General features: G+C 71.8%; 21 protein-coding genes. 4 read left to right on the top strand and 17 right to left on the bottom strand.

Annotation, left to right across the window (positions count from 1 at the left end; genetic code table 11):
* Positions 1 to 79: 79 nt before the first annotated feature.
* From tatC to OG767_RS15600, 5 genes are all read right to left on the bottom strand, one after another.
* Entirely contained in the window at positions 80 to 1,033 is a 954-nt protein-coding gene (gene tatC, locus OG767_RS15620) for a twin-arginine translocase subunit TatC (protein WP_405094056.1), read from the bottom strand.
* Between the two features lie 20 nt (positions 1,034 to 1,053).
* Positions 1,054 to 1,374, bottom strand: a complete 321-nt coding sequence (tatA, locus tag OG767_RS15615; protein ID WP_405094055.1) for a Sec-independent protein translocase subunit TatA — start codon at positions 1,372 to 1,374, stop codon at positions 1,054 to 1,056.
* Positions 1,375 to 1,563: 189 nt separating this feature from the next.
* Positions 1,564 to 1,806 carry a hypothetical protein gene (locus tag OG767_RS15610; protein ID WP_405094227.1) on the bottom strand — a complete coding sequence of 81 codons (243 nt, stop codon included), beginning with the start codon at positions 1,804 to 1,806 and terminating at the stop codon, positions 1,564 to 1,566.
* A 15-nt stretch (positions 1,807 to 1,821) separates the two neighbouring features.
* Positions 1,822 to 2,832 carry a helix-turn-helix transcriptional regulator gene (locus tag OG767_RS15605; protein ID WP_405094054.1) on the bottom strand — a complete coding sequence of 337 codons (1,011 nt, stop codon included), beginning with the start codon at positions 2,830 to 2,832 and terminating at the stop codon, positions 1,822 to 1,824.
* Positions 2,829 to 3,827 carry a YafY family protein gene (locus OG767_RS15600; protein ID WP_281940772.1) on the bottom strand — a complete coding sequence of 333 codons (999 nt, stop codon included), beginning with the start codon at positions 3,825 to 3,827 and terminating at the stop codon, positions 2,829 to 2,831. Before OG767_RS15600 ends, OG767_RS15605 begins: the two co-directional genes overlap by 4 nt.
* A gap of 126 nt (positions 3,828 to 3,953) precedes the next feature.
* Here OG767_RS15600 and OG767_RS15595 point away from each other — a divergent pair, with 126 nt between their 5' ends.
* Both OG767_RS15595 and OG767_RS15590 read left to right on the top strand, forming a co-directional pair.
* On the top strand, positions 3,954 to 4,943 hold the full coding sequence (locus tag OG767_RS15595) for a cation diffusion facilitator family transporter (RefSeq protein ID WP_405094053.1): 990 nt from the start codon (positions 3,954 to 3,956) through the stop codon (positions 4,941 to 4,943).
* A 44-nt stretch (positions 4,944 to 4,987) separates the two neighbouring features.
* Positions 4,988 to 6,073 (top strand): DUF3866 family protein, encoded by a 1,086-nt coding sequence (locus OG767_RS15590; RefSeq protein ID WP_405094052.1) that lies wholly within the window; start codon positions 4,988 to 4,990, stop codon positions 6,071 to 6,073.
* Positions 6,074 to 6,092: 19 nt separating this feature from the next.
* Here the strand turns inward: OG767_RS15590 and OG767_RS15585 are convergent, their stop codons facing one another.
* The 8 genes from OG767_RS15585 to arc form a co-directional block, all read right to left on the bottom strand.
* Positions 6,093 to 6,317 (bottom strand): hypothetical protein, encoded by a 225-nt coding sequence (locus OG767_RS15585; RefSeq protein ID WP_405094051.1) that lies wholly within the window; start codon positions 6,315 to 6,317, stop codon positions 6,093 to 6,095.
* A gap of 60 nt (positions 6,318 to 6,377) precedes the next feature.
* Positions 6,378 to 7,736 carry a Pup--protein ligase gene (gene pafA, locus OG767_RS15580; RefSeq protein WP_107155591.1) on the bottom strand — a complete coding sequence of 453 codons (1,359 nt, stop codon included), beginning with the start codon at positions 7,734 to 7,736 and terminating at the stop codon, positions 6,378 to 6,380.
* Positions 7,737 to 7,860: 124 nt separating this feature from the next.
* A complete protein-coding gene (gene prcA, locus OG767_RS15575; protein ID WP_405094050.1) occupies positions 7,861 to 8,694 on the bottom strand; it encodes a proteasome subunit alpha in 834 nt (277 codons plus the stop codon).
* A 63-nt stretch (positions 8,695 to 8,757) separates the two neighbouring features.
* Positions 8,758 to 9,597 (bottom strand): proteasome subunit beta, encoded by an 840-nt coding sequence (gene prcB, locus OG767_RS15570; protein ID WP_199199544.1) that lies wholly within the window; start codon positions 9,595 to 9,597, stop codon positions 8,758 to 8,760.
* A complete protein-coding gene (locus OG767_RS15565; protein WP_405094049.1) occupies positions 9,516 to 10,184 on the bottom strand; it encodes an endonuclease VII domain-containing protein in 669 nt (222 codons plus the stop codon). Before OG767_RS15565 ends, prcB begins: the two co-directional genes overlap by 82 nt.
* A gap of 5 nt (positions 10,185 to 10,189) precedes the next feature.
* A complete protein-coding gene (locus tag OG767_RS15560; RefSeq protein WP_073836803.1) occupies positions 10,190 to 10,396 on the bottom strand; it encodes a ubiquitin-like protein Pup in 207 nt (68 codons plus the stop codon).
* A 106-nt stretch (positions 10,397 to 10,502) separates the two neighbouring features.
* Complete coding sequence (gene dop, locus OG767_RS15555) at positions 10,503 to 12,020, bottom strand: depupylase/deamidase Dop (RefSeq protein ID WP_405094048.1); 1,518 nt, start codon at positions 12,018 to 12,020, stop codon at positions 10,503 to 10,505.
* A 141-nt stretch (positions 12,021 to 12,161) separates the two neighbouring features.
* Entirely contained in the window at positions 12,162 to 13,943 is a 1,782-nt protein-coding gene (arc, locus tag OG767_RS15550) for a proteasome ATPase (RefSeq protein ID WP_107155587.1), read from the bottom strand.
* Positions 13,944 to 14,120: 177 nt separating this feature from the next.
* On the opposite strand from arc, the gene OG767_RS15545 reads away from it, so the two are divergent.
* Positions 14,121 to 14,414: a ferredoxin gene (locus OG767_RS15545; protein WP_107155586.1), complete on the top strand. Its 294-nt coding sequence runs from the start codon at positions 14,121 to 14,123 to the stop codon at positions 14,412 to 14,414.
* Between the two features lie 103 nt (positions 14,415 to 14,517).
* Here the strand turns inward: OG767_RS15545 and OG767_RS15540 are convergent, their stop codons facing one another.
* From OG767_RS15540 to OG767_RS15530, 3 genes are all read right to left on the bottom strand, one after another.
* On the bottom strand, positions 14,518 to 15,090 hold the full coding sequence (locus OG767_RS15540) for a hypothetical protein (protein ID WP_343447548.1): 573 nt from the start codon (positions 15,088 to 15,090) through the stop codon (positions 14,518 to 14,520).
* Positions 15,091 to 15,239: 149 nt separating this feature from the next.
* Positions 15,240 to 16,184, bottom strand: a complete 945-nt coding sequence (locus OG767_RS15535) for a tRNA (adenine-N1)-methyltransferase (RefSeq protein ID WP_405094047.1) — start codon at positions 16,182 to 16,184, stop codon at positions 15,240 to 15,242.
* Positions 16,181 to 17,323 (bottom strand): M50 family metallopeptidase, encoded by a 1,143-nt coding sequence (locus OG767_RS15530; RefSeq protein ID WP_405094046.1) that lies wholly within the window; start codon positions 17,321 to 17,323, stop codon positions 16,181 to 16,183. The genes OG767_RS15535 and OG767_RS15530 overlap by 4 nt, the downstream gene beginning before the upstream one ends.
* 82 nt (positions 17,324 to 17,405) lie before the next feature.
* On the opposite strand from OG767_RS15530, the gene OG767_RS15525 reads away from it, so the two are divergent.
* Complete coding sequence (locus OG767_RS15525) at positions 17,406 to 18,323, top strand: RecB family exonuclease (protein WP_396774483.1); 918 nt, start codon at positions 17,406 to 17,408, stop codon at positions 18,321 to 18,323.
* A 480-nt stretch (positions 18,324 to 18,803) separates the two neighbouring features.
* On the opposite strand, the gene OG767_RS15520 is transcribed toward OG767_RS15525, so the two are convergent.
* A complete protein-coding gene (locus OG767_RS15520; protein ID WP_405094045.1) occupies positions 18,804 to 20,090 on the bottom strand; it encodes an IS256 family transposase in 1,287 nt (428 codons plus the stop codon).
* Positions 20,091 to 20,246: the final 156 nt, after the last annotated feature.

The raw sequence follows: 20,246 nt of genomic DNA, 5'->3' as shown, positions 1-20,246 counted from the left end.
GCCCCGATCCACCCACCTCCCGGGACGACGAACGCCGCCCCCGAGCGGCGGGGACGGCGTTCGACTGCGGACCGGACGGTCAGGTCATGTCGTCGTAGCGGCGTTCGATCGGCGCCGGCGCGGCGACCGGCTCGGGGGCCGCGACCGGGGCGGACGCCTCGATCCGGGCGCCGGTCGGCACCGGCTCGTCGGACAGGTCCAGCGGCGACACCTCGTCGTCGGCGATGCCCGCGTAGACCTCCCGGCCCCGACCGCGCCGTCGGTCGTTGATGAACGCCACCCCGACCGCGCCGAAGTAGAGCGCGGAGAGACAGATCGCCAGCGCCGTCATGCCGAACGGGTCCGGCGTCGGCGTGACCACCGCGGAGAACGCGAAGAACACGAAGATCGCCACGCGCCACCAGCTCAGCAGCCGCTTCGCGCTGGCCAGGCCGACGAAGTTGAGCATCAGCACGATCAGCGGGAACTCGAACGCCACCCCGAACAGCAGGATCAGGTTGGTGACGAAGGAGATGTAGCGGGTGACCTCGAGGTTGGTCGCGATGTCGTCGCCGGAGACGTTGAGCAGGAACTCGAGTCCCTTGGTGGTGACGAAGAACGCCAGCACCGCACCGGCGGCGAACAACGGGGCGGCGAGCGCGGTGAAGATGTACGCGTACCGCCGCTCGTGCCGGTGCAGGCCGGGCGCGATGAACGCCCAGAGCTGGTAGAGCCAGACCGGGGCGGCGATGATCAGGCCGACCCAGAGACCGATCTTCAGATTCAGCAGGAAGACGTCGGCGACGCCGAGCTGCACGAACAGGCACTTGCCGGTGTCCGGATCGACCGACTGCGGCAGGTCGCAGTAGGGCTGCGACAGCAACTTCCGGACCGGCTCGGCCAGCCAGAAACCGAAGCCGAAGCCGACCACGACCGCCAGGGAAGCCCGGAACAGTCGATTACGCAGTTCGCGGATGTGCTCGATGAGCGTCATCGAGCCGTCGGCGGCGCGCGCGAACGTGCTCGGCCCGCGCTTCTTCAACCCGAAGGCCACGGTGATGAGGCCCCTTCGGATCAGTTCTCGCGGACGCGCTGCACCGGGTCGACCGGCGGGGCGACCGGCTGCTGCGGCTGCGGAGCATACTGCTGCTGGGGCTGCGCGTACTGCTGCTGGCCCTGGAGCGGCTGCTGCGGCGGGAGAGGCTGGTAGGCGGCCTGCGCGTCGGCCTTCTCGGCCAGGTCACGGTCGTCGTCGTGCAGGCTCTTCGTCTCGGCCTTGATGATCCGCAGCGAACGGCCCAGCGAGCGGGCCGCGTCCGGAAGCCGCTTCGCGCCGAACAGCAGGATCAGCACGACCACGAGTACGGCGATGTGCCACGGCTTGAGGGCACCCATGGGAAGCTCCAGTCGCTCTGTGTCGGTGGTGAAGGTGGGTCGCCGCCCATCGTACGTGCGTCGCAGCGGCTTGCCACCCCCGCCGGGCCCGCTGGTGCCGACCCGGTCGGTGAAGTCTCGGCCAACCCGAAGTGTCCCGTCAACCACCCGTCCCGGCGCATTCGGGTGGGAAACGGCACGCGTCGATCACTACTCCCCGCGCTTGGCCTTGATCAACGTGATCCGCTCCTGCGCGACGGTCGCCCGCTCCTGGAGCGCCTCGGCCCGCGCCTGCAACTCCTCGGCGGCCGAGCGCAGCGACTCCGCCTCGACGGCCCGGCGCTGCAACGCCACCGCCGAACGGCGCAGCCGGGGCAGCCGGGCCACCACCGGGCGGACCGCCAGGGCCAGCACGACCAGCGCGAACAGCACGACCCCGAGCACGATCCACATCACCACGCGGTCAGCCTATCGGGTGACGCCGGTGGCCGCCGGACCGGCGGTGCCGGTCGGGACCGCGTACGCGTCCAGCGCGGCGACCGCCTGCGCGCGGACCTGCTCGGCCAGCTCGGCCGGGGCCACCACGGTCGCGTCCGGGCCCAGCCCGAGCACGAACCGGCGGGCCCAGCCGAGGTCGGTGACCCGCAGCGACACCAGCCACTGCTCACCGTCGGCCTCGACCCGCTCGCACGGATAGTATTCGGTGATCCACCGCTCGCCCCGGCCGATCCGCAGCGTGATCAACGGCAGGTCGGCCGACGGCCGGAACACGCCGTCCCGCAGGTCGTGCGGGCGGGCCTGCGGCGGCACCACGGCCCGCTCCGGCAGCTCGGTGACCGCGTCGATCCGGTCGGCCCGGAACAGCCGGACCGCCTCGGCACGGCGGCACCACGCCTCCACGTACGCCCGGCCGCCCACCGACAGCATCCGTAACGGGTCGATGGTGCGTTCGGTGGACTCGTCCCGTGCCGGCGTGTAGTAGGTGATCCGCAGCGCGCGGCCCCGCTCGACCGCGGCGCGCAGCTCCCGCACCCGGTCGGTGTCGCCGGGCAGCAGCACCTCCACCGGCGCGCCGCCCAGGTCACCGGCCGCGCTCTCGATCTTCGCCAGGGCCCGCTCCACCGCCTCCCGGTTGGCCACCCCGGGCGTCTCGGCGAGCATTCGCAGCGCCACCACCAGGGCCAACGCCTCGTCGGGGGTGAGCCGCAGCGGCCGGTCGATGCCGGCGTCGTAGGTGATCGTCACCCGGTCGCCGTCGAACGCCATGTCGATCAGGTCACCGGGGCCGTAACCCGGCAGCCCGCACACCCAGAGCAGCTCCAGATCCTCCCGGAGCTGCCGCTCGGTCACGCCCAGGTCGTGCGCCGCCTCGGCGATCTCGATGCCGGGGCGGGCCAACAGGTAGGGCACCAGGTTGAGCAGCCGGGCCAGCCGGTCGGCCGAGGCACGGCCGGCGCGGGCCGCCGCCGGCCGGGTCACCGGGCACCCCCGGCCACCGCCAGCTCGTCGTGCCGGGCCGCGACCTCCTTCAACCGCTGGATGACCGCCTCCCGAACCTCCGGCGGCTCCAGCACCCGCACGTCCGGGCCGTACCCGACGATCTGGCCGGCCAGGAACTCGGCGTCGGCGTACGGCAGCACCAGCCGGTCCCCGTCCGGCCCGGCGTGGCTCTCCACCGCCCAGCGCCGCAGCCCGGCGGCGCGGCCCGGCGTGACCAGCACGGTCGCCCGGCCGGTGCGCTCCACCGGCCCCGACCAGCGGGCCACGTGACTGATCAGGTCCACCCCGGCGGGCGGCTGGTAGGCACCCGGCTCGCCGGTCGCCCGGACCGCGCCGACGACCCGGGAGAGCCGGAAGCAGCGGGTCGCCGCCCGGTCCAGGTCGTGACCGACCACGTACCACCGGCCGCGCCAACACACCACGCCCCACGGCTGCACCCGGCGGCGGGTCGGCGCGTCCCGGTCCGGCACCCGGTAGTCGAAGGCGACCTCCCGGCGGTCCCGCGCGGCGGCGGTCAGCGGGGCGAACGCCGGATCGACCGTCACCATCGGCTCCAGACCCAGCGTGGCCTGCGGGTCCACGTCGATGCCGGCGGCGCGCAGCTTCGCCAGCCCCGACGAGGCGGCGGCGGCCAGGCCGGCGTGCTGCCACAGCCGGGCCGCGATGCCCACCGCGGCGGCCTCGTCCGGTTCGAGCGGGATGTCGGGCAGCGCGTACTCCCGGTGGGCGATCCGGTAGCCCGGCTCGGCGTCGAAGACGCTCGCCGTGCCGGTCTCCAGCGGCACGCCCAGCTCCCGCAGCTCGGCCTTGTCGCGCTCGAACTTGCGCTGGAACGCCTCATGGTCCTTGGCGTCGTCCGGGTCGTGCTCGTAGCCGGGCACGGTCGCGGCGATCTGGGCGGCGGTCAGGAAACGCCGCGTCGACAGCAGGCAGATCACCAGGTTGACCAGGCGTTCGGTACGGGTCCGGGACACGTACCGAACGCTAGCAGCCCGCGCGTCCGACGCGGGCACCCACGCGGGCGCGGCGCGCGGTCACCACCCGAGCGGCCCCGTCCAGCTCACCGGGCGGCCCGTCCGGACCGGCCATAGGGTGAGCCCATGGCGGAACCGGAAGTCAAGACCGAGAGCGTCGGCACCGTCGTGGTGGCCGGCGCGGCCAACCTCGCCATCGCGATCGCCAAGCTGGTCGCGGGCCTGCTCTCCGGCTCCGCGGCGATGCTCTCCGAGGCCGCCCACTCGGTCGCCGACACCACCACCGAGGTGCTGCTCTACCTGGCGCTGCGTCGCGGCGCGCGGCCCGCCGACCCCCGGCACCCGTTCGGGTACGGCAAGGAGAGCTACGTCTGGGCGTTCCTCGCCGCGCTGTTCACGTTCGTGGCCGGCGCCGGTTTCGCCATCACCCACGGCGTCACCACCATCCTCGTGCACGAACACACCGGCGACTACCTGGTCGCGTACGTGGTGCTGGCGATCTCGTTCGCCATCGAGTCGGTGTCGCTGGCCCGGGCCGTCCGGCAGGTGCGCGGCGAGTCCCGGCGCTGGCGCACCACCCCCCGCCGCTACCTGCGGCTCACCGCCGACACCACGGTCAAGGCCGTCTTCCTGGAGGACAGCGCCGCGCTGATCGGCCTGCTCATCGCCGCCGCCGGGCTCACCCTGTCCCACCTCACCGGCGACGAACTCTACGACGGCGTCGCCTCCATCCTCATCGGCGTGCTGCTGCTGGTGGTCGCCGCGATCCTGGCGCACAGCAACATCTCGCTGCTGGTCGGCCGCGCCGTCTCGGAACGCACCCACCGGCAGATCGAGCAGGAGCTGGCCACGCTGCCGACGGTCGACCGGGTCGACACGCTGATGACCATGTTCCTCGGCCCGGCGGACATCCTGGTCGCCGCCAAGGTCGACTTCCGCGACGACGCCACCGGCGCCGAGATCGAGGCCGCCGCCGACGAGGCGGAACGCCGACTCACCGGGCGGTTCCCGGAGATCGCGTACGTCTTCCTCGACCCCACCCGGTCCCGCGCCACCGGCCGGCGCGCCCGGACCACCCAGGACGAACCCGGTCGACCCGTCGACCAGGACGCCTGACCCGGCCGTCGCCCGCCCCGCCGCCGGCCGATAGGTTGCCGGTCATGGTGCGATGGCGGTCCGGCACGGTCACGACGGTACGACGACGGTGGGCCGGCGCCGTGGAACTCGACGTCGACCTGCCCGACGGCGCCCGGATGCGGGCCCTGGCCTACCCGGCGCTGGTCGGCGACCCGGAACCCGGCGACCGCGTGCTGCTCAACGCCGGCGCGCTGCTGATGGGCCTCGGGACCGGCGGTTACGCCCTGGTCGTCGCGCTGCCCGACCGGCTCCCCGCCGACCCGCCGCAGGCCGGCGACAGCCGCGACGCCGGGCACCTCGTCAAGGCCCGCTACACGCCGCTGCAACCGATCCTGCTCGGCGTCGACGAGGAAGCCTCCCCGCACCACCACCGGCTGGCCACCGCCGAGTCCGTCGACGGGATGCCGGTGGTCACCGCCGACCTGCACTCCGCCCTGCCGGCGATCCTGGCCGGCGTGCACGCCGACGCCCCGCACGCCCGGGTCGCGTACCTGCTCACCGACGGCGGCGCGCTGCCCGCCTGGTTCTCCCGCACCCTCGCCGGCCTCGCCGGCCACCTCGCCGGCACGGTCAGCGTCGGCCAGGCGTTCGGCGGCGACCTGGAAGCCAGCACGCTGCACAGCGGCCTGCTCGCCGCCCGACACGTGCTCCACGCCGACCTGGCGATCGTCGCCCAGGGGCCGGGCAACCTCGGCACCGGCACCCGCTGGGGCTTCTCCGGCGTCGCCGTCGGTGAAGCCGTCAACGCGGTCGCCACGCTGGGCGGACGCCCGGTCGGCTCACTGCGGATCTCCGACGCCGATCCCCGCCCCCGGCACCGCGGCGTCTCCCACCACAGCCTCACCGCGTACGGCCGGGTCGCGCTGGCCCCCGCGGAACTGGTCGTGCCCGACGGCCTCGACCCGGAACTGGCGGCGGACGTGACGGCGGCGCTGGCACCGCTGGCGGACCGGCACCGCGTCGTCACGGTGCCCACCGACGGCCTCGACGCGGCGCTGCGCGCCAGCCCGGTCGGGCTGTCGACGATGGGCCGCGGCCTCGACGCCGACCACGCCTACTTCCTGGCCGCCGCCGCCGCCGGCCGGTACGCCGCCGGCCTGCTCGGCTGAGCCACCTCGCCGGCCGGCCTCAGCCGAAGAAGACGATCAGCCCGACCCAGGCCGCCACGATCACCACCAGCGCGACCGCCATCGCCCAGGTCGGCACCTTGTGGTCGCCGCGGCGGTTGCGCGCGATCTCGGCGCGGATCTTCTCCCGCCGCCGGTCGATCCAGTTGAGTTTCTCGGCGCCGCCGTCCCGCTCGCGGCCGGAGGTACGGCCGCGCTCGCGGCCCTGCGGTTCGGAAGTGTCCATGGCGGGGCCAGCCTACCGGGGCCGCGGCGGCCGGCACCAAGGCACCGGCCGCCGCCGCGCTCACATGCTGGCGATCAGCCGCTCCACCCGCTCGTCGTACGCGCGGAACGGGTCCTTGCAGAGCACCGTGCGCTGCGCCTGGTCGTTCAGCTTCAGGTGCACCCAGTCGACGGTGAAGTCACGCCGCTTCTCCTGCGCGTGCCGGATGAACTCACCACGCAGCCGCGCCCGGGTGGTCTGCGGCGGCGTCTCCTTCGCCTCGAAGATCTCCGGGTCGTTCGCCACCCGGTCCACCTCGCCCCGGCGCTCCAGCAACCCGTACAGGCCCCGGCCACGACGCAGGTCGTGATAGGCCAGATCCATCTGCGCCACCCGCGGATGCGACAGCGGCAGGTCGTGCTTGCGCTGGTAACGCTCGATCAGCTTGAGCTTGCTCACCCAGTCGATCTCGCGTGCCACCGGGTCCAGGTCACCGGTCTCCACCGCCCGCAGCACCCGCCCCCACAGTTCCACCACCCGCTTCGCGGTCTGGTCCCCGCCCCGGCGCTCCACGAACTCCGTCGCCTTCGCCAGGTATTCCTGCTGGATCTCCAGCGCCGAGACCTCCTTGCCGGAGGACAGCCGAACCTTGCGCCGGCCGGTGATGTCGTGCGACACCTCCCGGATGGCCCTAATCGGATTCTCCAACGTCAGGTCCCGCATCACCACGCCGGCCTCGATCATCCGCAGCACGATGTCGGCGGTGCCGACCTTCAGCAGCGTGGTGACCTCGTTCATGTTGGAGTCGCCCACGATGACGTGCAGCCGGCGGTAGCGCTCCGCGTCCGCGTGCGGCTCGTCCCGGGTGTTGATGATCGGCCGGCTCCGGGTGGTCGCCGACGAGACGCCCTCCCAGATGTGCTCCGCCCGCTGCGACAGGCAGTAGACGGCGCCGCGCGGCGTCTGCAACACCTTGCCCGCACCGCAGATCAACTGCCGGGTGACCAGGAACGGGATCAGCACGTCGGCCAGCCGGCCGAACTCCCCGTGCCGGGACACCAGGTAGTTCTCGTGGCAGCCGTACGAGTTGCCGGCCGAATCGGTGTTGTTCTTGAACAGATAGATCTCGCCCGCGATGCCCTCGTCGTGCAGCCGCTTCTCCGCGTCGACGAGCAGCCCCTCCAGGATCCGCTCGCCGGCCCGGTCGTGCGCCACCAGATCGGTCACCGAGTCGCACTCCGGCGTCGCATATTCCGGATGCGAGCCCACGTCCAGATAGAGGCGAGCCCCGTTACGCAGGAAAACGTTGCTCGACCGGCCCCACGACACCACCCGTCGGAACAGGTACCGCGCGACCTCGTCGGGGGAAAGCCGGCGTTGCCCGCGATAGGTGCAGGTGACGCCGTACTCGGTCTCGAGGCCGAAGATTCGCCGCTCCATGATGAGACATTAGCCGCCCGGAGCCCCCGATGGGCAGCGCCCGCCGTCAGCGTCGTACGCCGGGACCCCCGGACAGCGACGAACCCCGCCACCTCAGCGACGTGGCGGGGTCCGGAAACCGGCGTCACTCGCCGGGCGCGTCCTCCCGATTGCCCTCCAGGTCGGCCGAACCCGCCGACGTGATCGGCTTCTTCGCCTCCTCGGTCGGCACCGTCGGCGTCTTCGCCCGGCCCGGCGCCGGCGCGACGTCACCCTCCGCGTCGCCGTCCAGCAGCGCGGTCAGCGCCGCCCCGGTGATCCGCCGGAACGTCCGGCCCACCCGGCGCCGGTCCAGGACCGCCACCTCCAACTGGTTCGCCGCGATCGTCCGGGCCGCCCCGCCCTCACCGCCGACGCTGCTCAGCGCCTTCATCGCGGCGCGTACCGCCTCCGACAGCGACATCTCCGGCCGGTGCTCGTTCTTCAGCACCCCGGTGATCGCCTCGGCCTGACCGCCCATCGCCATCCGGCCCGGCTCGTCGTTGACCGAGCCGTCGTAGGTCACCCGGTAGAGCGAGTCGTCCTCCGCCGTGGCGCCCACCTCGGCCACGCAGATCTCCACCTCGAACGGCTTCGACTGCTCGGTGAAGATGGCGCCCAGCGTCTGCGCGTACGCGTTCGCCAACGCCAGCCCGGTCACGTCGCGCCGGTCGTAGCTCAGGCCGTTGAGGTCGGCCATCCGCACCCCGGCGCGGCGCAGGTTCTCGAACTCGTTGTACCGGCCGACCGCGGCGAAGCCGATCCGGTCGTAGATCTCGCTGACCTTGTGCAGCGTGCTGGACAGATTCTCGGCGACGAAGAGCACCCCGCCGGCGTAACTCAGGACCACCGCGCTGCGGCCCCGGGCGATGCCCTTGCGGGCCAGCTCGGAGCGGTCGCGCATGATCTGCTCGGGCGAGGCGTAGAACTGCATGGCCACGGCGGCGGTTCTCCTTCGTACCTGTGGTGCGGGACTGCTGACTCGGTGGACGTGCGAGCGGGGTCAGCCGCCGGGGTTCTCCATCCGACCGGACACCACGCTCTCCGCGATCGCCGCCGTCTCGGCGTCGGTGAGCCGGTGGGTGCCCTCGGCCGTCGCGGTCATCACGACCGGGTAGATCCGCCGGGTCAGGTCGGGGCCGCCGGTGGCGGTGTCGTCGTCCGCGGCGTCGTAGAGCGCCTCGACGGCCAGCCGCGTCGCGTCGTCGACCGACAGGCCGGCCCGGAAGCGCTTCTTCAGCGCTGACTTGGCGAACAGCGAACCGGAGCCGATCGCGTCGTAACCGGTCTCCTCGTAGGGACCGCCGGTCACGTCGAAGCTGAAGATCCGGCCGGCCCGCGCCGGGTCGCTCGCGGCCAGGTCGAAGCCGGCGAACAGCGGGACCACGGCCAGGCCCTGCATGGCCGCGCCCAGGTTGCCCCGGATCATCGAGGCCAGCCGGTTGGCCTTGCCGTCGAGCGAGAGCATCGCGCCCTCGATCTTCTCGTAGTGCTCCAGCTCCACCTGGAACAGTCGCATCAGCTCGATGCCGATGCCCGCCGTGCCCGCGATGCCGACAAGCGAGTACGCGTCGGCCGGGTGCACCTTCTCGATGTCACGCTGGGCGATCAGGTTGCCCATGGTGGCGCGACGGTCGCCGGCCATGACCACGCCGTTCGCGGCCGCGATCGCCACGATCGTGGTCGCGTGCGGCGCCAGGTCGGCGGCCATGCCGGGCGGCAGCGGCCGACGACCCGGCAGCATCTCGGGGGCCGCCTTGCTCAGGAACGTGGTGAAGGAGGACGTCCCCGCGTTGGTGAACACATCTGGAAGACGCCCGGATGGATCAAAACCCGCTGCCACGTGGTTCCTCTCAGGTATGTGATCGCCCCGGCCAGGTTGTCGAGGTTGTCCTTGAACTGGCCGAGACCGCCGTTGCAGTTGAAGCAGAGTATCCCGCGGACCCATCCGGTGCGATGATCGTGGTCCAGATGTTCCGGATCGGGACGCCGGCAGATCGCGCACACGCCGCCCTGCTCGGCCAGGAGCTCCTGGAACTCCTTCTCCCCGACCCCGTAGCGGCGACGCAGGTGGTACTCGCGATTGCCGCCGTAGAGCCGCTGCTTGCTCTCGTTGCCCCGTGCGATGTGGCAGGGCTTGCAGTAGCTGTGGCGACCGCTCGCGTTGGTGGTTCGAGGAAAGTCGTCGACCGGCTTGATCTGCGCACAGTCGGGGCACCACTTCAGGCCGTCCGCGACCGGCACGGCAGCCTTCTTCTGCGGCGTGATCCCGCGCCTACGGCGGCTCGCCTCCGAGCGCGCGAGTGCGCAGGTCTTGCAGTAGAAGGCCAGGCCATCTGGCCGCCGCCGGTTACGGTGAAACGCCGACGCCGGCAGCGACCGACCACACTGGGGGCAGAGCTTGTCCGAAGCCTGCGGCAAATCGGACATAAGCCTCATTGACCCCCTTTCTGCACATATCCCCTCACGAACTCTTCTGCGTTCTCCTCCAGGACGGAGTCGATCTCGTCGAGCAGGTCGTCGACGTCCTCGGTGATCTCGGCGTGCCGCTCGGCCACCTCGGGATTGGCCTGCGCGGTGACCTCCTCGACCTCCTCGTGGGACTTGCCGGACTGGGTCTGACCACCCTCTTGCGTCGCCATGGTGGTGCCTCCTCCACGATCGCCTGCGATCAACTTACCTCGCGCGGGCGACGAAAAGCCCGCCGCGCGCCGGGTTGGGCACGCAACGGGCCTTCCGGCAACCGGCTCAGCCGCCGGTCAGCAGCTCCAGCAGATCCTTGGCGCTCTCGCACCTGTCGAAGAGCTGACCGACGTGCGCGCGGGTGCCCCGCTCGGGCTCCATCATCGGCACCCGGACCAGCGACTCCCGGCCCACGTCGAAGATGACCGAGTCCCAGCTCGCGGCCACCACCTCGGAGGCGTACTGGGCCAGACACCGGCCGCGGAAGTAGGCCCGGGTGTCCTCCGGCGGCTCGGTCATCGCGGTGCGGGTCTGCTCGTCGGTGAGCAGCGTCTTCATCGAGCCGCGCTGGACCAGCCGGTGGTAGAGGCCCTTCTCCGGCCGCACGTCGGAGTACTGCAGGTCGACCAGTTGCAGCTTGTGCGAGCCCCAGCCGAGCTTCTCCCGCTCCCGGTAGCCCTCCAGGACCCGCAGCTTGGCCACCCAGTCCAGCTCGTCGGCGCACTCGAAGGCGTCGCGGCCGAGCCGGTCCAGCACGCTCTCCCAGCGGTCCAGCACGTCGGCGGTCTGCGCGTCCACGTCGGGGCCGTACCGCTGGTCCACGAAGGAACGAACCCGCTCGTGGTAGGCCCACTGCACGTCCAGCGCGGTCAGCCGGCGACCGTCGCGCATCCGCATGAGGTGCTTCAGGGACGGGTCGTGGCTGACCGCGCGCAACTCACCCACCGGGTCGGCGATGCCCAGGTCGGCGCCGAGCGCCTTCTCCTCGATCATGGCGAGGATCAGCGACGTGGTGCCGACCTTGAGGAACGTGGAGATCTCGGAGAGATTGGCGTCGCCGATGATGACGTGCAGGCGGCGGTACTTGTCCGCGTCCGCGTGCGGCTCGTCGCGGGTGTTGATGATGGGCCGCTTGAGCGTGGTCTCCAGCCCGACCTCGACCTCGAAGAAGTCAGCACGTTGGGAGATCTGGAAGCCGCTCTGGCCGCCGTCCTGGCCGATGCCCACGCGGCCGGCGCCGCAGACGATCTGCCGGGTCACGAAGAACGGCGTCAGGTACGCCACGATGTCGGCGAACGGTGTCTGCCGGCGCATCAGGTAGTTCTCGTGGGCGCCGTAGCTGGCGCCCTTGTTGTCGGTGTTGTTCTTGTAGAGGTGGATCGGGTGGGTGCCCGGGATCGTGGCGGCCCGTCGGGCCGCCTCGGCCATCACCCGCTCGCCCGCCTTGTCCCAGCGGACCACGTCGAGCGGGGTGGTCACCTCCGGGGTGGAGTATTCGGGGTGGGCGTGGTCGACGTAGAGCCGGGCGCCGTTGGTGAGTATCACGTTGGCCAGCCCGAGGTCCTCGTCGGCGAGCGCCTCGGCCGGGTCGTACGCCGCCCCGGAGTAGGTGAACCCGCGGGCGTCGCGCAGCGGCGACTCCTCCTCGTAGTCCCAGCGGGCCCGTCCGCCCCGGTTGAGTTCCGGTCGCGCCCCGTAGGCGTTGACCACCTGCGAGGAGGTGACCATCGGGTTGGCTCCGGCCTGGCCGGGCACGGAGATGCCGTACTCGACCTCGGTGCCCATGATCCGTCTGACGCTCATCGACCTGCCCGCTCCGCTCGCCGTCCCGGTCCCCGTCACGTCGAGCGTAGTCGGCACATCGACGGTAGGTGGCGCGCCGTCCCGCTCGGAGACGACCGACCGGGACGGCGCCGGTGTGGCGCCGCCCCGGTCGGGCCGTCCTCAGAGGTACTGGCCGGTGTTGCTGGCGGTCTCGATGGACCGGCCGGCCTCGGTGCCCTTGCCGCCGGAGACGAGCGTACGGATGTAGACGATCCGCTCGCCCTTCTTGCCGGAGATGCGGGCCCAGTCGTCCGGGTTGGTGGTGTTGGGCAGGTCCTCGTTCTCCCGGAACTCGTCGACGCACGCGTCGAGCAGGTGCTGCAACCGCAGCCCCTTGCGCCCGGAGGTGAGGAACTCCTTGATGGCCATCTTCTTGCCCCGGTCGACGATGTTCTGGATCATCGCGCCGGAGTTGAAGTCCTTGAAGTAGAGGACTTCCTTGTCGCCGTTGGCGTACGTGACCTCGAGGAAGCGGTTCTCCTCGGTCTCGGAGTACATCCGCAGGACGACGGCGTCGATCATCGCGGCCACGGTGGCCTGCGGGTCGCTGCCGTGTTCGGCCAGGTCGTCGGCGTGCAACGGCAGGTCGGCCAGGACGTACTTCGTAAAGATGTCCTTGGCCGCCTCGGCGTCCGGCCGCTCGATCTTGATCTTCACGTCGAGCCGACCGGGCCGCAGGATCGCCGGGTCGATCATGTCTTCCCGGTTGGAGGCGCCGATGACGATGACGTTCTCCAGCCCCTCCACGCCGTCGATCTCGCTGAGCAGCTGGGGAACGATGGTGTTCTCCACGTCGGAGGAGACGCCGGAGCCGCGGGTGCGGAAGATCGAGTCCATCTCGTCGAAGAACACGATCACCGGGGTGCCCTCGCCGGCCTTCTCCCGGGCGCGCTGGAAGATCAGCCGGATGTGCCGCTCGGTCTCGCCGACGTACTTGTTGAGCAGCTCGGGACCCTTGATGTTGAGGAAGAAGCTGGTGTGCCGGTCCTTGCCCAACCGCTCGGCGATCTTCTTGGCGAGCGAGTTGGCCACCGCCTTGGCGATCAGCGTCTTGCCACAGCCGGGCGGACCGTAGAGCAGGATGCCCTTCGGTGGCCGGAGCTGGTGCTCGCGGAACAGGTCGGCGTGCAGGAACGGCAGCTCCACCGCGTCGCGGATCTGCTCGATCTGCGCCTGGAGGCCACCGATGTCCTCGTAGTCGACGTCGGGCACCTCCTCCAGGACCAGCTCCTCGACCTCACTCTTCGGGATCCGCTCGTACGCGTACGCCGAGCGGGGCTCGATCATGAGTGAGTCGCCGGCCCGGATCGGGCTGCCGATCAGCGTCTCGGCGAGGTGCACGATGCGCTCCTCGTCCGAGTGGGAGACCACCAGCGCCCGGTCACCCGGCGCGCCGTCCGGACCGACCAGGATCTCCTTGAGCATCACCACCTCGCCGACCCGCTCGAAGCCGAACGCGTCGACGATGTTGAGTGCGTCGTTGAGCAGCACCTCCTGCCCACGGCGTAGCTCGTCGGTCTCCAGCGAGGGCGAGACGGCGACGCGGAGCTTGCGCCCGCCGGTGAACACGTCCACCGTGCCGTCGTCGTGCTTCGCCAGGAAGACGCCGTAGCCACTGGGTGGCTGGGCGAGCCGGTCGATCTCCTCCTTGAGCGTCACGATCTGCGCGCGAGCCTCCTTGAGGGTGCTCACGAGCCGCTCGTTGTTCTCGGTCAGCCGCGCCAACTGTGCCTGGGTGGCCGCCAGCCGCTCTTCGAGCTGCCGGACGTGTCGGGGGCTTTCGGTCAACTTGCGCCGCACCAGAGCGAGTTCCTCTTGCAGGAACGCGACCTGCGTGGAGAGATCGTGGGCTTCCTTTTCCCACCGTGCGGCGCGCGAGTCCGCGTCGTCGCTGCGTGCCACGTCCCACCTCCCCGGGGGGCTTGAACGTTCTGAGCTAACACTAGCCGCTATGAGCCCGATTCGGTCCTCCGCAACGCGCTCGTCACCGAAGCTTGATCGCCAAGGGCTGGTCGACGGGCGGGTACGGGCGTTCGGGTACCGTCAGAGTCCGGGACGGGAGAACATGGGGGGTGCTTCGTGACCGACGTCGCGACAGACCAGTTGCAGGTCTGGGTCGACCAGGACCTCTGCACGGGTGACGGACTGTGTGTGCAGTACGCGCCGGAGGTCTTCGAGTTCGACGTCGACGGCCTGGCGTACGTCAAGGGCCCGGACGGCGAGCTGCGGCAGGCCCCGGGCGCCCGGGTGGACGTGCCGGAGCACCTGCGCCTCGAGGTGATCGACTCGGCGAAGGAGTGTCCGGGCGAGTGCATCCACGTGACGCGGGGCAGCGACGGCGTCGAGGTGGCCGGCCCGGAGGCCGAGGACTGACGCACGGCTGACGCGGGCCGGGGACGCCGTCCCCGGCCCGCGTCGTGCCGCCTGGGCCGTCACCGGCTCAGAGCCCCCGGTCGACTCGGAGCATGGGCCGGCTTCAGAGCATGGGCCGGCCGACCACCGAGGCCACCAGCCGGGCGAACTCCTCCAGCCGGGTGATCTGCCCGGCGCCGCCGTCGTCGAGCGTCTTGCCGAAGCGCAGCGCGTCGTGCCGCGGGGTGCCGGCCGCCTCGTCGCTCGGCGGCGCCTCGTCAAGCGAGCTGAGCAGCAGGTACACGTCGATGCTGTCGACCCGGACCGTGCCGTCCTCGGCGCGGGTGAGCCGGCGCCGGCAGCCGACCTCGGTGACCGTGGAGACCGGCACCACCCGCAGCGACGAGGTCATCGCGCCGGGCGGCCCCTCCCCCGGCGGCACGTCCTCGCCGTGCCAGAGCACCAGCCGGCTGCCGTCGCAGACGACGACCTCCTGCCACACCCCGTTGACCTCGTTGACGAAGCGTTCCAGCGTGAAGCCGAGCACGGAGGCCCCGCGCAGCACCCCGCCGAGCGCCTCCAGGGCGATGTCGGGGTCCCGCAGGTAGGCCCGGGCGGCCGATTCCAGGTCGGCGTAGGGCGACCAGTCGGGGAAGACGGCGGGCATCTCGCCGTTGCCGTAGCCGGGACTGCTCACGCCACCTCCCGTCGACCGGTACCGCCGGGGCCGGGACGGACGCGCCCACCGCGCGTCCCGGTCCGCTCTGTCATGCTTACCGTCTCCGGTGTCGTCGTCCCCACGGGCACACATGATCCGCCCGACCGTGGCGGTTCGCGCGGCGGGGGTCAGGACTGGTCGGGCTCCTCCACCGGCCGGGCCGCCGCCGCGGCGCGCAGGGCGTCGCGGCGCTGCGCGTACGCCTCGGCGCCCTTGCTGGGCTTGCGCCGGCGCGGCGGCGCGGTGACCCCGGGGGCGAGCTTGCGCGCGGAGACCAGGAACGCGGTGTGCGCGATCATGCGGTGGTCCGGCCGGACCGCGAGGCCCTCGGCGTGCCAGTCGCGGACCATCGACTCCCAGGCACGCGGCTCGGTCCAGCCGCCGCGCTCGCGCAGCGCCTCGACCAGCTCGGAGAGCTGCGGCGTGGTGGCCACGTAACCGATCAGCACGCCGCCGGGGACCAGCGCCCGCTCGACCATGTCGAGCATCTCCCACGGGGTCAGCATGTCGAGGATGATCCGGTCGAAGCCGGTCTCGGCGCAGTCGGCGACGTCGCCGACGTGCAGCCGCCAGGCCGGGTGCGGGCCGTTGAAGAACGCCTCGACGTTGCGCCGGGCGATCTGGGCGAAGTCGTCGCGCAGCTCGAAGGAGTGCAGCTCCCCCTCGGTGCCGACGGCGCGCAGCAGCGAGCAGGACAACGCGCCGGAGCCGGCGCCGGCCTCCAGCACCTTGGCGCCGGGGAAGATGTCCCCCATCGCGACGATCTGCGCCGAGTCCTTCGGGTAGATCACCTGCGCGCCGCGGGGCATGGAGAGCACGTAGTCGGAGAGCAGCGGTCGCAGCGCCAGGAAGGCGGTGCCGCCACCGGAGGTGGTGACCACGCTGCCGTCGGGCAGGCCGATGAGCGTGTCGTGCTTGAGGATCCCGCGGTGGGTGTGGAACTCCTTGCCGGGCTCCAGCGTCACGGTGTGCATCCGGCCCTTCGGGTCGGTGAGCTGGACCCGGTCGCCGATCCGGAACGGGCCGCGGTGGACCGGGGGCAGCGCCGGGACGGTGGAGTTCTCTACGGTCACGTGTTCGTCTTCCGTTTCGGTTCGAGGAGCTGGGCGAGGTCCGCGACGTGGAGCACGCCGACCACATCTTCGCCTGCCGTCACCAGGTACTGCGCGGCCGGGTGGGTGCGGACGGTCTCCAGCACCCGCTCGCCGTCCGCGCCGACCGGCAGGGCGGGCAACGCCGCCAGGCCGCGCGCCACCTCGTCCACCGCGAGCCACGGCCGCCGTTCCGGGGGTACGCCGGCGGCGCGCGCCGGGTCGACAAGCGCCACGGTCCGGCCGGCGGAGTCGACCACGGCGAGCGCGGCGTCCGGCGTGCCCGCCTCGGCGCGGCGACGCTGCGCCTCGGCCAGCGGGGTGCCGGTGGGCACCGGCAGCAGCGGGCGGGCCAGCCGGGTCAGGTCGACCAGGTGCAGCCGGCGACCGATGCGGGCCAGTCGGATGGACTGCCCGGCGCCCCGCCACAGCGTCAGCGCGACCAGCAGGAGCAGCGGCAACGCCAGCGGGGCGAGCGCCCGGCGCAGCGTGAGCGCCACCACCAGGGCCAGCGTGCCCAGCGCCACGGCCCGGCCGACCCAGCCGGCCACCTCGGTGCCCCGGTGCCGGTCCCGGGTGAGCGCCCAGACCGCGGCACGCAGCGCGCGCCCGCCGTCCAGCGGCAGCCCGGGCAGGCTGTTGAAGATCGCCACCACCACGTTGCTGACCGCGAGCTGGAAGGCGAGCTGGTGGCCGAGGGTGCCGGCGGGCAGCGTGAGCGTGGCGGCGACCGCGCCGGCGCCGAGCACCGCGGACACGGCCGGGCCGGCCAGGGAGATCAGCAGATCGGTCCGGGGGTCGGGGGCGTCGGAGTCCATCTCGGTGTAGCCGCCGAGCAGTTCCAGCGTGATTCCCCGCACACCGATGCCGAACCGGCGGGCGGTGAGCGCGTGTCCCAGCTCGTGCAGCAGCACGGAGCCGAGCAGCGAGACGACGAAGCCGAAGCCGACCAGGTAACCGCCGAGCGGGCCGAGGTCGAGCTGGCGGCGGGCCAGCGCCGCGTAGAGCACGGTGACCACGACGGTGAGCAGCAGCATCGACGCGTCGGCGCGCAGCGGCACGCCGAAGACCCGGCCGAGGCTCAGCCCGGGCCGGCGCGGCCGTCGGGTCCGCTGCTCCACCCCGGCGATGCTACGCGTCTGTAGATCATGGTCCGGCACGGCGACGGTGGTGGTGTCACACCGGTGGCCTAACCTTCCGGGCATGACGGCGGAACCGGTGATCGACACGCAGGGCGACCCGACGGCGGCACCGACGCCGGTCACGGTGCGGGCGTCGTTGTCGCCGTCGCGGGCGGCCGACTTCAAGACCTGTCCGCTGCTCTACCGGTTCCGCAGCATCGACCGGCTGCCGGAACGCCCCACGGTCGAGCAGGCCCGGGGCACGCTGGTGCACGCCGTGCTGGAGCGGCTGTTCGACCTGCCGGCCCCGGCGCGCACCCCGGAGTCGGCCGGCGATCTGGTCGCCCCGCAGTGGGACCGGCTGGTCACCGAGGAGCCGGAGCTGGCGACGCTGTTCGCCGACGACGACCCGGCCGGCGTGGAGGGCTTCCTGCGGTCGGCGGCGGGGCTGCTGGAGGGCTACTTCGCGGTGGAGGACCCGCGCCGCCTGGAGCCGGCCGAGCGCGAGGCGTTGATCTCCGCGGTGGTCGACGACGAGCTGCTCATCCGCGGCTATCTCGACCGGCTCGACGTGGCCCCGGACGGCGCGCTGCGGGTGGTCGACTACAAGACCGGCGGCGCGCCGCGCGAGGCGTTCGAGGCGCGGGCGCTGTTCCAGCTCAAGTTCTACGCGCTGGTGCTGTGGCGGACCCGGGGCGTGGTGCCGCGGGTGCTGCGCCTGCTCTACCTCAAGGACGCCGAGGTCTGCGACTACGCGCCCGACGCCGACGAGCTGGTGCGCTTCGAGCGCACGGTGGTGGCGCTGTGGCGGGCGATCGAGCAGGCCACCGCGCGGCAGGATTTCCGTCCCCGGCCGAGCCGGCTCTGCGACTGGTGCAGCCACCAGGCGCTCTGCCCGACCTTCGGCGGCACGCCGCCGCCGTTCCCGGTGGCCGCCGCCGCGCCCGACCCGCTGGTGGACGCCCGTTCCCGACCAGCCAGCCCCGGGGCCGACGAGTGAGGCCCGTCCCCGCCGGGTGAGCCCTCCGGGGCCCGGATCCGTCGACGGGCGGGTCGTCCCCGCTACGCCAGCGCAGCGCCCACCCCGCCCGTGCACCGATCCACCAGGGCAGCGCGCCCACCCACCCGCGCTCGGCCCCCCGATCCACCAGGGCAGCACGCCCACCCCTTCCCCGCCCGGGCCCTCGATCTGCCGGGGCAGCACGCCCACCCATCCCCGCCCGTGCACCCCGATCCACCAAGGGCAGCGCGCCCACCTATCCCGCCCGTGCGCGCCTTGTCCTCTCCCACCCACGCCCGCCGCCCGTGCGCCCACCCGACGCCGCGCGCCCGCCTCTCTCCCCCGGACATGGCCCCGCTTTCCCGGAAAGTGGGGCCATGCCGGCGCTGATACCCACGCTTTCCCAGAAAGTGTCACTCCGCTCCGGGCGGGCTCGTTTCTCCGGGGCTGTCTCGCTAACGGTGTTTCCGGCGATCTTGGTTAGTAGGTTTCAGCGGCTGGGAAGCGGTCGCTGAAGGTGATGGCGAAGGCGTTCAACGCAGGTTTCCAGCGCATCGTCCATCGGGTTCGGCCGTCCCCGGTGGGGTCCAGAGACCGGGTCACCAGGTACAGACACTTCAACGCGGCCAGCTCGTTGGGGAAGTGGCCGCGGGCCTTGACCGCCCGCCGGTAGCGGGCGTTGAGGGACTCGATTGCGTTGGTCGAGCAGATGACCTTGCGGATCTCCAGGTCGTAGTCGAGGAACGGGATGAACTCCGCCCAGGCGTTGTCCCACAAGCGGATCACCGCCGGATACCGGCCGCGCCACTTGCCGGCCAGGTTGTCGAACGCGGCTCTGGCCGCGTCAGCGTTGACGGCGGTGTAGATCGGCTTGATGTCGCGCTTGATCTCGTCCCAGTACTTACGGGAGGTGAGCCGGAACGTGTTGCGGATCAGGTGGATGACGCAGGTCTGCACCACCGTGCGGGGCCACACGTTCGTCACGACCTCGGGCAGCCCTTTGAGGCCGTCACAGACCAGGAAGAACACATCCTTGACGCCCCGGTTGCGCAGGTCGGTCAGCACACTCATCCAGAACTTCGCGCCTTCACCACCCGTGCCGGCCCACAACCCGAGGATGTCCTTCTCCCCGTCCAGGGTGACTCCGATCGCGGCATAGAACGGCCGGTTCGCGACCTGCCCGTCCCGCACCTTCACCACGATCGCGTCGATGAACACCGCCGCATAGATCTCGTCCAACGGGCGGTGGGACCAGTCGACCATCTCCTCGATCACCTTGTCGGTAATCCGCGAGATCGTCTCCTTCGATACCGAAGCCCCATAGATCTCGGCGAAGTGCGCCGAGATCTCCCCGGTCGTCAAGCCCTTGGCATACAACGACAACACCACCTCGTCGACCCCCGACAAGCGGCGCTGCCGCTTACGCACGATCTGGGGCTCGAAGGTGCCCGCCCGGTCCCGCGGCACGTCGATCTGCACCGGCCCGTTGGCCTCGGTCAGGACCGTCTTCGCCCGGGTGCCGTTGCGGATGTTGCCCGACCCGGCGCCGGCCTGGTCGCGTTTGGCGTAACCGAGGTGCTCGGTCATCTCCTCGTTCAAGGCGGTCTCCAGGACCGTCTTGGTCAACTGCTTCAGCAGGCCGTCCGGGCCGATCAACGACAGGCCCTGCTCCTTCGCGGCCCGGACCAGCTCGGCGGCGGCCTTCGCCTCCGCCGACGGCTCGGGCCGCTTCCTGCGTCCGGTCTGGTCGTTCAGTGTCGCGGTCATCACGGCACCCTCCTCACCAGGCACAACGCCCGGCAGGTCAGGCCGGAAACACCTTTAGATCCACAGACCCGTTTCTCCCGACGGCGGGTCACGCGGACCCCGATGAGGCCGCCTTCGGGAAAGCGTGCGTCAAGAGACCTCGATGAGCACGCTTTC

The sequence above is a fragment of the Micromonospora sp. NBC_01392 genome (assembly GCF_045040125.1).
Classification (GTDB): domain Bacteria; phylum Actinomycetota; class Actinomycetes; order Mycobacteriales; family Micromonosporaceae; genus Micromonospora.
The sequence above is the reverse complement of the archived record's forward strand: the minus strand, read 5'-3'. Positions and strand labels throughout refer to the sequence as shown.